The sequence below is a fragment of the Azospirillum sp. A1-3 genome, from assembly GCF_023806445.1.
Classification (GTDB): Bacteria; Pseudomonadota; Alphaproteobacteria; order Azospirillales; family Azospirillaceae; genus Azospirillum.
Window position 1 is genome coordinate 562,378 of sequence record NZ_JAMSLU010000007.1, and the last position, 13,068, is coordinate 575,445.

At 63.0% G+C, this 13,068-nt stretch carries 4 protein-coding genes; 1 reads left to right on the forward strand and 3 read right to left on the reverse strand.

Translation table 11 applies throughout. From position 1 onward, the window contains the following. Window positions 1-526: 526 nt before the first annotated feature. The gene (locus M5E06_RS32935; RefSeq protein ID WP_252141854.1) at window positions 527-1,963 is read left to right on the forward strand and encodes a glycosyltransferase family 87 protein; all 1,437 of its coding nucleotides are present in this window, start codon (window positions 527-529) and stop codon (window positions 1,961-1,963) included. Window positions 1,964-2,445: 482 nt separating this feature from the next. Here the strand turns inward: M5E06_RS32935 and M5E06_RS32940 are convergent, their stop codons facing one another. The 3 genes from M5E06_RS32940 to M5E06_RS32955 form a co-directional block, all read right to left on the reverse strand. Beyond that, complete coding sequence (locus tag M5E06_RS32940) at window positions 2,446-8,055, reverse strand: glycosyltransferase (protein WP_252141855.1); 5,610 nt, start codon at window positions 8,053-8,055, stop codon at window positions 2,446-2,448. Further along, window positions 8,037-10,442 (reverse strand): Ig-like domain-containing protein, encoded by a 2,406-nt coding sequence (locus M5E06_RS32945; protein WP_286209085.1) that lies wholly within the window; start codon window positions 10,440-10,442, stop codon window positions 8,037-8,039. Before M5E06_RS32945 ends, M5E06_RS32940 begins: the two co-directional genes overlap by 19 nt. Window positions 10,443-10,761: 319 nt before the next feature. Then, complete coding sequence (locus M5E06_RS32955; protein WP_252141856.1) at window positions 10,762-12,966, reverse strand: YheC/YheD family protein; 2,205 nt, start codon at window positions 12,964-12,966, stop codon at window positions 10,762-10,764. Window positions 12,967-13,068 lie beyond the last annotated feature (102 nt).

Genomic DNA, 13,068 nt, shown 5'->3' on the forward strand with positions numbered 1-13,068 from the left:
TTCCCAAAGTGGCTTCTGTTTCCTTTCATATGGTGGTCCTGGCCCGCGACGGGGATTGCGCTTGCCATCGGCTGTTCTGCGCCGTCCACCCGACCTCTGCTTGGTTGCGCCCGATAGGCCTGGCCGAGGTCGTCGATCCCCACGAACCATCATCCCACCTCGATTGGTCGCCAGTCACGGCAGCCTACCCCGATCGGGCTGCCCAACCATGACGCACAGAATGAAAAAGCAAAATAGCCGCTCGTCCATTCATGGCAATCGCCACACGAAATTGGAAATTTTCCAGTTAACGATGCGGTGTATTTATAGATACAACCTATTGTTGGAGAGAAGAAGGTTTCCGTATGGGTGAGCCCGCGCCAGAATTTTCAATAGCTTCTGAAATAGCCAAGGACACGCAACGTGTTTCCGCGAACATGGCCAGTGTCGCAAGTGCAGTGCGCCTTCGACCACCTTGCTGGATCGGCTCGTCGACGAAGCGCGGGCACGATGGCAATGTCTCGACGCAACCGATGGATGGCCGAGCATGAGCATGCAACCAGCCATTCGGTCCCTTAGCACAAGCATCCACGGTGCTGGTTGGGTTCAGCGCCGCCTCATCCTGGCGTCGATGTTCATCGTGCTGACAACGGCGCTGCTCGGGCTGGCGCTGCATCGCGGCGGCCATCCCAGCAACCTGACCGACATCCACAACCTGTTCATGCTGGAGAACCCGGATGTGATCCAGGTCGACAGCTGGTACCCGATGATCACGGCGCTCAACTGGCTGCACGAGCGGCCCGGCGAGAACGTCTATGATGGGGTGTTCTTCCAGCAGCACGTCAAGTTCCAGTACCCGGTGACCTCGCTGCTGCCGCTGGAGGCGATGAAGGCGCTGGGGGTGCTGACCTTCGTGGCCTTCGAGCGCGTCAACCTGCTGTTCGTGCTGGCGACCGCGGCCGGCATGGCGATCCTGGTGCTGGAGATGGCGTGCCGGCTGCGCCTGCCGGGTGCGCGCGACGACCGGATGACCCAGCTGCTGCTGGGCGGCCTTGGCTTCGTGACCACCTTGTGTTTTTACCCGGTGCTGAAAGCCTTCTCACTGGGGCAGGTCCAAGTTTGGCTGGATGCCGCCTTCGTTTTCGCCTGCATCGCCCTGCTGCGGGACAGGCGCGCGCTATGCGGAGCACTGCTCGGTGCGTCGACCCTGATGAAGCCGCAGATGTCGCTGTTCCTGGTCTGGGCGGTCTTGCGCGGCGACCGGCGGATGGCGGCGGGCTGGGCGGCGGTGGTGGCGCCGGGCGTGGCGCTGGCGACCCTGTTCTACGGCTTCGCGCCGATGGTCGATTATCTGGACGTGTTGCTGTTCATCGGCCGCCATGGCGAGAGCTATTACGCCAACCAGACCGTCAACGGGCTGGTCAACCGCCTGCTGCACAATGGGAACAACCTGGACTGGTCGGCGGAGGCCTTTGCCCCCTACCACCCGGCAGTCCACATCGCGACGCAGCTCTCCGGCTTCGCCTTCGTCAGCTTCGGTCTGCTGTGGCGCCGGCGTGATCGGGGGGGCCAGCGGCTCCTGCCCTTCGTCGTCGCCGGCATCTGCTTCACCGTCGGCTCGCCGGTCGCCTGGGTGCATCATTTCGGCATCCTGCTGCCGGCCTTCGCGCTGGCCTTCCTGATGCTGCTGGAACCCGGCCTGCGGCGTCCGGCCGGAGCGGCGCCGCTGCTGGCGGCGGCCTATTTCCTGGCCGGCAACTACTTGTTCTGGCCGGTCAACGCCCTGGCCGACACGCCGCTGAACGTTCTGCAATCTTACCTGTTCTTCGCCACCCTGATGCTGCTGGGCCTGATCGTCGTGCTGGCCGACCGGTATGACCCGGAGTGCAACGCCGCAAGCTCCGGCGTTCAGGCCTTGCCGTTCCCCCCATCGCAAGGGAGCATTCCCGCCGGTGTTGGCATCGATCACGACTGGAGGGGGTGATGACCAATACGCGGCAGTGGGCAGACCGCCAGTGGCGGACAGTCGAACGGGGCGATGGGCGGCGGACATGACGGGCGGCGGTGATCGGCGCAGCCTTGGCGCAGCGGCCGGCCGCCGGTTTGCCAACACAGCTGAAGCGCTGGGGCGATGCCCAAGCGGCCTATCCGGTCAGGACGCGGGCCGCACGCCGGAGGCCGCGGTCGCCGAAGGTCCGCAGACGGGAGCGCTGGTGGCTCGGGGTCTGTGTGTGCCCACCCGTGACGCTGGCGACGAACCGTGGTGCCTATCGCGGCATCGCCCATCTCGGCGGAGGCCTCGCCCGCACAGGAAAGGGCGAGCCCGGGTGGCAAGGCCTCTGGCTCGACGTCGAGTGCTTCTGCTCGATGTTGCTCAGAGCTCAATGCGCCTTATCTCCATCCGTCCCCAGCACGACGTGGGTAACGGCAAGCCCTTCAAGGCGGAGAGGATGCCAGACTCCCCAATCACTCCGGCGCATGCATGATTTCCACATCAGGCAAAGCGACTGCGCGATATCCAGCCTCACGGGCGATCATCGCAAACCCTTCCGTTTCCAAATAGCCTCGATGGGGAATGACCGGAAACAAGAATCCCTCCCGATGAAGCTGCGCCTTGACCAGAAGCATGGTCCCGCCGACACTGCTGACCTCAACTGGCCCCTGTCCACGCAAGCCATCAAGATAAACACGTGTAACGCCACGCGGCGGCTGAACAATGCCATCATGGACATACTCCCGCTCAGCAGCCTCCGCCCCCGGCTTGAACTGAAACGTGTTGAGATCAAAGCTCTGTCCGTGCGCTTTCAAGACGCAATGCGGAACAATGATGTCACCATCTGCCAGCAAGAGCGTCTTCAAGATGTCATCAGGGAATGCGACAACATCCGCGTCGATCCACAGCACCCACTCCTCGTCCGTCAAAGCCTCTTGAACCAGCCTGTTGCGCACGCGGGCAATGATGGAGCGGCGCCGACGCTGGACGGAGGGAGCCCAGCGCGGCCCGTCAATGCTCAGCCCATGATCCTGGCGGATGAGGATAGCGCGGCGATAGCGGCGGCGCAGGTCCGGCAGACAGGACTCCAGGAACTCATAGGAGCCATCCGTGCTGTCGCCCTCGAGGAAGCCGATGGAGAGATGGCTGGCCGGATGCTCCAGACGTGAGAGGGCATTCAGCAAAGCTGGAAGATGTTTTCTGGCATTTTTGACCGGGATGAGGATCAGCACGGTCGAGATGTGTGGCTCGGCAGCGGCCTTGCCGGCCGGCTCCGTTGCTTGGTGCGATGGCTGCGCTGCAGGGGCCCGCGGTGCTGGGCTATGCGCGTGACCGGCTGCGCGCTGTGCCTCAATCTCCGAAAGCCGCTTGGACATCAGCGTGCCGACCACAGCCGGACTGAGCGTCCGGCGAACGTCCATGGCCGCGCGTTGGCCGATCTGCGGACCCAACGCGGGATTGTCGACGAGCTGTCGCATCAAGCTCGCCGCATGGTCGAGATCGGGATCCGCCCAGACCGTGCCAGCTGGATAGACGCCGTCTTTTTCCGCCAACACCATCGGCTTGTGGCGGACCAGCAGGCTGTTGTCCGGCGTCGTGAAGTCCATGGTGCCGGACCAGTTTGTGCTCAAAACCGGCTTGCCCAAATACATGGCCTCGGCCACAGTGAGGCCGAAGCCCTCACTGCGGTGCAAGGAGACCACGGCATCACAGGCGGCGATAAGCCCCATTGCCACACCCGGGGCATCCTCGCCGACCCGCAGGATGATCGCGGGATCCCCCGCAATTGCCCTGTCCAGCCGGCGTCGGCTTTCGGGGGACAGGCTTCGCGCCTTGACGACGAGCTGCACCGGCCGTCCGTCCGCCTGGAACGCCCGGCGGAACGCCGCGATGGCGCCAAGTGGATTCTTGCGCTCAAAGCCGCTGAGGTCATCGAACTGGCACAAGAACAAGATGCTGTCGCGCGGCAAACCAAGGCTGTCCCGGTCTCCTTCCGGCCGGGGCGGCTGGACCGCATGCGGAATGGCTATCACCTTGGCCGAGGTCAGCGTCGACAGGCAGTCTGCGGTAAAGCGGCTCGGCACCCACAGCTCCTGGAACAACGGCAAGGCGGAGGTCCAGGAGGCAGGAAGGGCTTTCTGACTTTCCCAGGCCCAATAGCCGATGGTGTAGCGCTGTGCGAACAGAGTGTTCGTCCAGCCGGCGCGCTGGCGACGGCCAAGCCAGTGAAGCAGCAGGTCCGGGTTGGTGTGGATGAGGGTGATGGCGTGGGGGCTGTCGACGTGCGCCGCAATGGGGGCGGTGGCAGCGTCGATGGTGATCCGATGGTAGGGCCGCTTGGCGGCGTCCAGGGCAGCGGCGGTCGCTCGAGCCGCGGTGCCGAGGCCAACCATCGCTGTGAAGGCACCGAGGAGATTGACCCCTTGCAGGCCGGAAGCTCCCGCCGCCCCGAGGCCGCTCGTGCCGTGTTCTAAGCTTGGCAAGCCTGGCAGAGGCAGGAAACGTTGCGTGAAAATCAGGCTGCGGGTCGTGTAGCCGCACCAAAAGTCTGCGATGCTGCCGATGTCGATGGCGATGCCGCCCCGCTCCTTGATCCAGTTGCAATAGAGCTTGCCAAGGAAGCCGGCGGCCACGAGGAAGATCTCGCCTGGTTCCTTGACCGTCAGGCTGAGGCGGAGCTCCTCGAAAGCCTCCGGGTAATGGCGGCGCTCGCCGCCATAGCCGAACAGGTCGGCGTATTTTTGTTCAGGCGGGATCAGATAGGTCTGGCCTGTGGCAACGCCGAACCGCTCAGCCAAGCGCTGCGACAGCGTCTCATGGCAGGTGACGAGGGACACGGTTCGGACGGTCTGGAACAGACGATCATACAGCGACCAGCTCGCCAGATCGGCATGGATGTGGCAGCTCGTCAGCAGCTGGTCAGGCCGGAAGGGAGACTCTGTCCGCTCAAGCAGGTCCAGGATCGACAGAATGCCGCGGAAATCATGCCAGGAATGGTAGATCTCGGGCGGTGTCGGGACCGGCAGGCCAAAGCACAAACGCGAGAGGTCGGGAATGCCGACGACGTCGGCGTTGCCGACGGCGCACCGCAAGCTCTCGCTCATCTGCGCGATGTCGTCTTCGGACAGCCTTGGCATCCCCCACCAAATCCGCTGCGTGGCGTCCTGGTCGCTTCGGGCGAGATGCGCGGCGTGGTCCGGATAGGGCAGGAAGTTGCCCTCGCCATCGCCAAGCCGGATCACCGACAACGGCTGGCGCTCGCGATGGGCGTTCAGGATTTGCGCGAGGACCGCCTCGCCGTCCGCCGGCTCCCAGGCGGAGTCCACATGAAAGCGGGGATAGCGCTGGCGCAGCCGCTGGAAGCGATCGACCATGTCCTCGATGGCAGAGCGGGCATGACCGAGCGGTGCCTCGGGCGGGATGGCATCGACGATGGCGCAGAGGGCCGCATCGGCCCGAGGCGATCGGATGTCCGGCAACGGCCTGTCGGCGGTCGCCTGCAGGGTCTCCAGGCGCAAGCGCTCGAACAGGCCGGCAAGACGCAGCTTCAAGGCCGACGCGTTGGTCAGAGGGCTGTGGTCGAGCCTGTCGAGAAGGTCAAAAGCCTCTCCAGGGGAGCCTTGCTCGGTCAGCGCATAGAGGGTGGCGGGAAGGACCTGGTGGGTCAGGATCGCCAAGCCGTGCTGGCGCCACAGCTCGGCAAGCTGCTTGCGGGCCGCCACGGCATCGCCGGGGTGGGAGGCCAGCAGATAGGCTTCGGCCTGCACCGGAACGATGCCCTTGTTGGCCGCGGCATAGGCCGCACGCACGCGATCGAACCGACCAACGCTCAAAAGCGCCTGCACCAGCATGTTGGTCAGGTCCATGTTTCCAGCGACGATGCGGGGGTGCGCGTCGAGGAAGGCAATCATGGCGGCGGGCTGTTGACGGCGCTGCAGGATGAGCGCCGTCATCATCACCTGTTCCAGCTCCCGGCCACGTGGCACCGGACGGTCGGCAATGGTTTGGGCCTCGTCCAGACGGCCAAGTTCGATGAGGGCGGAGACGACCGCCACGCCAGCATGGGAATTCTCCGGAAACCGGCGCCTCACCACGGACCAGCGCTGGAGCGACAGCTGCGGCTCGCGAACGCGCGATGCCACGTCGCCCAGGCCAACCCATCCAGCCGAATGGGCGGGGGTGAGGCAGCAGGCGGTTTTGTAGGCCTTGTCGGCGTCGTCAAAGCGGCTGAGTTCCAGAAGCGCCTTGCCGCGGCCAACCTGGGCCGGCCAGAAGTCCGGGAAGGATGCGGCGATGCGGGTCCATTGGACCAGAGCCTCATTCCACAAACCACGGCGCGCAGCGATGCGGGCGAGCCCGACAAGGCCGTCGGGACGGTGTGGAAACGACCGCTGCAACCCGCCGAACAGAGCGCCGGCTTCCGACAGACGACCGGCATTGAACAGGGTCATGGCTGTGGCCAGCGCAGTCGCTCGGCTTTCCGGCTGCGGCTGCTCGACCGGCGGCGGCACCCGCTCAGCTTCCGGCGGCTTGGAGGTCTCAATCGGGTAGGTCGCCAAATCAAGGCGCTTGCCGAGCTCAACCAGAACCTCCCGGCCACGCTCGCCCTCGAAGCGCCGGCTGGCGGCCGACCAATGCTCATCGAAATGAGAGGAGCCGAAGGTGTTGGCCCCATGGGCGACATAGACGTAAAGCCGCGGCTGGTCGAGATAGACGGTCCGAACCCGGCGACAGAGCTCCTCCACCGCCGGCGTGTCCTCTCCGGACCGCAGCTCCGGATAAGGGGGAAGGGCTGATTTTTCGCACAGCAGGGAGCCTTCCCAGACGCGCTGGCGCGACACGGCAACCTGGTCCGTGCCTGGCCACCAGATCATCCAGCGGCTCAGGAGGCAGGCCTTGGCCCGGGCGCCCTGCAGCGCCGACATCTGCATTTCGAGCCGCAAGGGATCATAGAGATCGTCATCATCCCACTGGCAGACATAGCGGCCGCTGGCGGCGCCCACGGCGATATTGCGCAACGCCCCCAGCGTCTCCCGACGGTCAGGACGGCGCAGTATGCGGATGCGCGGGTCGGACAGGCGCCCGACCTCATTGGCGAGCCGCGCGTCCGCACCATCATCGACAATGACCAGCTCCCGATAGGGATAGGTCTGGCGGCGAAAGGCGTGGAGGGCCTGAATGGCGTGCGCGTAGCGGTCGCGCGTGACCATGAGACAGGAGATCATCCGGTCCTGGTCCGGCAGGACGGCCGGGACCGGAGGTGCAGACGACAGCGGCTCGGCTTGGTCCCTCGTCCGCGCTGGGCCTTTTTCTGGCTCCCTCTCCTCCCCCTGGGTCAGGTGAACGGCAAGGCGACGGGGCGGCGGCGGAAGGTCCATGGCCTGGCCGATGAACCAGCTGCCGGCCCACCAATGCAGGGCATAAGCGCCGCGGGTCTTCTGCTCCCAGACCTCGATGTTGAAAAGCTCACCATTCCAACAGCTTTCCTTATCGGCCGGATAGATGGTCTCCGGCGGCAGGATGGTGAGGCTTGCCTTGTCCGGAAAATCCTCATAGGCCCGGGTCAGCAAATAGGGCCCGGTGGCGTCGAGGGGGTCGGGCAGATGCCCGGACCGCATCAAATGCTCCTGGACATGCGCCCAGAAGGGATGGCCCGGCACAGACGCGATCAGCGACGGGCACAAGAGCTTGTCAAAACCGCGTGCGGCCGTCTTCTCCAAAGCGAGATGCTCGGCCGGCTCAACTCCGATCGCAAGGCTACTCTCTCCCAGCAGAGGATGAAGGGGCCGGAAGGCCTCCATGTCGAGATCGACATAGAGGCCCCCGAAGCGCTGAAGAATGAGGTAACGGGCGGTGTCGGCGCGACAGATCGGCTGGCGGTAGCCGTCAAACAACGGCTTGAGCTCCGGATGGTGCCGAGCGACGAACTCGTCGATCGCCGCATCGGACCACAGGCGCCATTCCCAATCCGGATGATGGCGCTTCCACGACAGCGCCATCGCCCGGTAACGCTCTGGAAGGGTGTCTTCCTTCCAGAGCTGGTGGATGATTTTTGGAACTTGCATCAGCCGGTGACAAACCATCCAGTCTGAACGTCCTCGCGGCGGATGCCGCGCAAGACCACCTCATCGTCGCTGGAGAAGACGATCACCGCATTGCCGGCTCCATCACTGCGCAGGTTGTAGGCCTGGCCGGCCGCGAGCTGGATGCGGTCACCCTCGCCGGCGCTGAAGTCGGCGATCTCGTCGCGGCCGCTGCCGGGCGAGAAGCGGAACAGGTCAGCCCCGGCCCCGCCGCTCAGCGTGTCGTTGCCCAAATCGCCGATCAGCACATCGTCACCGAGATCGCCGAACAGCCGGTCATCGTCCCGCCCGCCATAGAGCGTGTCGGCCTCCTGGCCACCATGCAGCGTGTCGGCCCCGGCATTGCCGAACAGCACGTCCGCCCCGGCGTTGCCGAACAGCTGATCGCCGCTGGCGTCGGCCAGGCTGCCGTCGGACAGCCCACCGGTGAGCACATCGTTGCCCTGGTCGCCGTTCAGCGTATCCGCCCCAAGGTCGCCCGACAGCCGGTCGTCGTCGCGCCCGCCATGGAGCAGGTCCTCGCCCTGGCCGCCGAACAGCGTGTCGGCGCCGGTGTTGCCGAAAAGAACGTCAGTGCCGGTGTTGCCATAGAGCTGGTCATGCTCCTCGCCGCCTTGCACGGTGTCGTTGCCGTCGTCGCCATAGAGCACGTCGTTGCCGGTCTTGGAGCCGACGAAGTCATCGCCGCCGCCGCCATGCAAGGTGTCGTCATCGGCACCGAGGATGATGGTCTGGTTGGCGCTGTCGCCCCACACCATCTGCGAGCCGTCACCGCCGGTGACGGTGACCGCACCGATCACCGCGGCGAAATTGACGTTCTGCAGCTGGATGGCACTGCCTGACGGCAGGCCGCGGGTGTCGATCACCAGGGCGGTCTGCGGCCCGCCGGCGGCAGCCGGGGTGCCGGTGATGACCAGCGGTGAGGTGGGGGCACTGGTGCTGCCGGGGGCGACGCTTGGCACGAGGGTCTGCACCAGCAACGGCGTGCTGGCCGACAGCCCGCCGAGGAAGCCGGAGCCGCCGCCGGTGAGCTGGTTCTGGTCGCTCGAGCCGGCGGTGGTGTGGGCCTTGATCTCGCGGATCAGGTCGGTCAGCGAGCTGCCGGCCGCCTTGGGTGTGGCGGTGCCGGAGGCCTGCAGGCCATAGCCGGTCGGCAGTTGGGCGCTCAGCAGGCTGGCGCCGCCGCTGCTCACCAGCGGAATGTCGGCCACAGCGTTGTTGCCGACCTGCTCAGCGCGCGTGTTGGTGACCACCGGGATGCTGACGGTGGTCGAGCTGGTGCCGTCGCCGTTGTTGGTCGTGCCGGTGGTGACCGTCACGCCATCCACCGTGCTGCTGCTGCCGCTGTTGGGGCTGTCGGTGCTCGGCGGGGGAGCAACCCCAGCGGTGCTGAAGCTCAGATTGTAGCTGTTTGGCCCACTCTTGCCCGCGATGTACGAAGTCTGCCCGCCGTTGTCGATAAAGTCTTCCGTGATCTTCAGGTAGTAGGTTTTCCCCGCCTCAAGATCATGCACAGGGTTGATGGTGACCCTGCTGCCGTCGAAAGTCACCAAAGGATTGTTGGTGTTCTGCGGGTCCAGGTCTGCGGTCGTGATGGTTTCGACAACAAAGTCGTCGGACGCCCGAATGATCTCAATGATGCCGCCGCTGCCATGATGAACAGTTTCATTGAACTGGATCACCACGTCCGAACCGACACTGAAATTGGTGATGCCATTGGGCAAATCCACCAGTGTCGGCGCCTCATGGAAAATCCGGATGGTCGTATTATCAGTAAGAAAATCGTATTTAGCGTCGTAAATTCCGTCACCGAAATCACCAGCCAGAGTCACGCTCCCACCGCTGTTCAGCAGAATGCTGAGGTGCGTGCTGATCTCCGAGCCGTTCAGGTCAGAACGATCACCATCAATGATGATCTTATCGCCGAGAGCGAAGTCAGTGATCGTATCGATAACGGAATCGGCTGCCGTTTCGATGAAGGTGTCCTTGCCTGCGCCGCCCGTCAGGGTGTCAGCACCCAGACCACCTTCGAGGGTATCCTTGCCAGCGCCACCATACAGACGGTCGGCACCGCCAAAGCCCCCCAGGATGTCATTGCCCTGACCACCGTACAGCCAATCACCACCCTCGCCAAAGTTGTTGATGTTGCCCGCGGTGAGGGTATCGTTTCCGAAGCCGCCATAAATGGTGTCGGAACCGCTGGCGCCGGTGAAGGAGAGAGAGCCAGAGTTTTGACTCCAGTCGAGATAAAATTTGGGAGCGGCGTTTGGAATAGGATTGGTGCTCTGGGTCAACAAATCATATGTGGTATCCGCCTGCTCAACCACGTAGACGTTGTTTGGACTGGGAGCAATGGTGACGCTGCTTCCACCGAACAGATACCCCATTGCCTCAACAGGGTCTGCCGAAGGGTTGGGCCTTAGTTGAACAGAATTCCCGTTGGTGCCAGACCAAAAATTAGAACTAATGCCCGTCATTCCTGACATCCTGTCGTATGGACGCAACCATCCATGGCGGAAGGTTTTCTGATCAAGATGCTGGATTTGGCTGGAGTCATATTACCCAATGGTAAAAAAATGAAGGATGTCACAATCCGTTGAAATTTGGCAAATCTTCACACCCTGCCCCATCACAGATATCAGCTGATCTATAAAGCTTCCTGCACATCGTCTCGGAAGGGCGGTGATCTGGAGAAGAATCTCATCATTATATTTCAGTCTTTACGGACAGATGCAGCGCATACTCAACCGCAAAGCGCGCCCTCTCGAATTCATGGTAGCGGGATTGTGGGTGGGTGTTCACCTCAATGATCCAGGGGTGACGATCGGGAGAGACAAGGAAATCGATTCCGAGTTCATCAAGGCCACGCTCATAGTGGCGATCGAGGGTTTCGGCTGTCGCAAGGCCAATCAGGCCAAGGCGGCGCGCAAGCTCCGCCCCCTCTTCGCCCAGGCTGGCGAAGAAATGCTGACTGTCTCCTTGATAGCCACCACGGCTGGTGTTGGAGACCATGAGACCGGCCTCGGAAAGGCGGACATAAGAGCGAACCAGAGCCCAGGCGCCCGTCCGATCCTTGTGCACGTGGACACGGATGTCGAAGACACGACCGTCCCGAGCCCTGGAGTCAATGAACTTCTGGATGGTCCATGGCGAGTCTGCGAGCATTGGTGACAGTTTGGTGCAGAGATCCTCAACCGTGGTGTTCTCTGTGGTGGCGTGCCAGCGCACACGCAGCCCCTCGCCGCTTTGGGTCAGAAAACCGACGTCACGCCCACGGCGTCCTTTGGCGGGTTTGATGACGGCCGCCGGATGGTCGGTCAGAAAGCCTTGGAGGCGATCGGCGAGATTGTCCGCGGCGAGATCGAGGGAGGGAGGAATATAGGCACCAACGGGGGAGCGGCTGAGCAGGGCGGCGACGCCGATCTTGTCGGCAATTGGGCGGGTGGTGAAGGGCGCAAGACGGCAAAGGTGGGCAAAAATTGCCGCTGATTCCGCGTCATGCGGCGCGGTTGGATTCATGATGACATGCGGAATGGGAAGAATGCGCTCCTCCCAACCGGTCGGGCCCAGACAGAAGCCCTTTACCAGCGGCTCTCCGATCGTAACGCCTGCTTGCGCGAAGACGATGAAGTCTGCGTCCTGCAGCTTGGCTTCCGCAGCAAGCGCGCGCAAGCGAAGCGGCGCAATGGCCACAAGTGGATTATGGTGTGCCGTGAAAAGGCCGATCAAGGGGCGAGGTGACGGCATGGGGAAAAACCGCTTGAGAGGGACAGGATGTGACGTGGCGTTTTGAAAGCCACGCGTCAAAGGGGCTGAGCGCGGCTCTTGGCTGCCCGGCGGGGCCCCCGAAGAGGGCCGAACGGGATCAAGGCCCGTCAGATGATCGAGGATCATGCCGAAAAGGTCCTGAGACTTGCCCTCCCATGGGTATGTGAAGTTCGACAGGCCTGGAGAGCTGTTGAACTCCAAGAACCAATGGTTGCCGTGCTTGGCCGGTGCTTGGCGCTGAGCAAGCACCATGTCCACGGCAACGATCCGCAAGCCAGGCACAGATCGGCAGGCCTCTTTAACGATGTCGACGTAGGAGGGATCAATGGTCGCCAGACATTCGATGCTGTCACCGCCGGTCGAAACGTTGGAGGTCGGCCGCAAAGTGACCCTGCGGGATGGGGCCGGGACATCGGCTAGGGTCAGCCCTTGCTTTGCAAGGCACGCCGTTACCTCTTCGTCGATTGCGATGGCCTCATAGACCGGCGCTGTGAGGACCTCCCGACGTCGATTCTTCGTTTGGATGAGTTGATCGACTGAGTGCACGCCGTCTCCCAAGACATTGGCAGGGAGATTTACGATCGATCCGAGAACCTTGCCGTCGAAATAGACAAAGCGCACCACCTCCCCGGCGACGCTCTCCTCGACCAGAAGCTCTGGATAGGCCAAAGCAACCGCGCTGAGGGCGCTGACGATTTGCTCCGGGGTGAAGAGGTCAGGATGGACGAGGATACCTTTCCGCCCCGTGTTCGGCTTCACGCAAACAGGTCCATTGAGCGTCAGGGCGAACGCCAAGGCCTTGGCGATTTCCGTCTTATGAAAGGCAGCCCCTTTCGGCACAGAAAAGCCGTGATCGCTCAGATGCTTCTTAAGGCCGGCTTTATCAACCGTGAGCTCAACCGCCTTGCCATTGATGTGGTTTCCAAGACTGTCCTGCACCGGTTCCGTGTCAACCAGCAAAATGCCACGGCTGTAGAAGTAGATCTGCCCCTTGATCTTCATCTGCAACCAGAAGCGCTCCGGCTGGCGAGCGCCGTTACGGCGTCCTTTTGCCAGAAAACACGGGATACTCCGCTGGCGAGCAGCTTCCACCATGCATTGCGCACTTGCATCATGCGGAAACGGTTTTGATACTGACAGCATATTAGACATTCTGGCGTACGTGATAGCTCTCTTCAGGGCAATTCATGCTTGAATAGCTGGATTGTAAGTTGCGACCTTAAATTTGGAAAGCAGGCTGGATTA

Excerpts from the sequence above, each read along its gene's own strand:
- M5E06_RS32935 (WP_252141854.1), top strand. The coding sequence starts at position 527 with ATGAGCATGCAACCAGCCATTCGGTCCCTTAGCACAAGCATCCACGGT.
- M5E06_RS32940 (WP_252141855.1), bottom strand. The coding sequence starts at position 8,055 with ATGGTTTGTCACCGGCTGATGCAAGTTCCAAAAATCATCCACCAGCTC.
- M5E06_RS32945 (WP_286209085.1), bottom strand. The coding sequence starts at position 10,442 with ATGGGGTATCTGTTCGGTGGAAGCAGCGTCACCATTGCTCCCAGTCCA.
- M5E06_RS32955 (WP_252141856.1), bottom strand. The coding sequence starts at position 12,966 with ATGCTGTCAGTATCAAAACCGTTTCCGCATGATGCAAGTGCGCAATGC.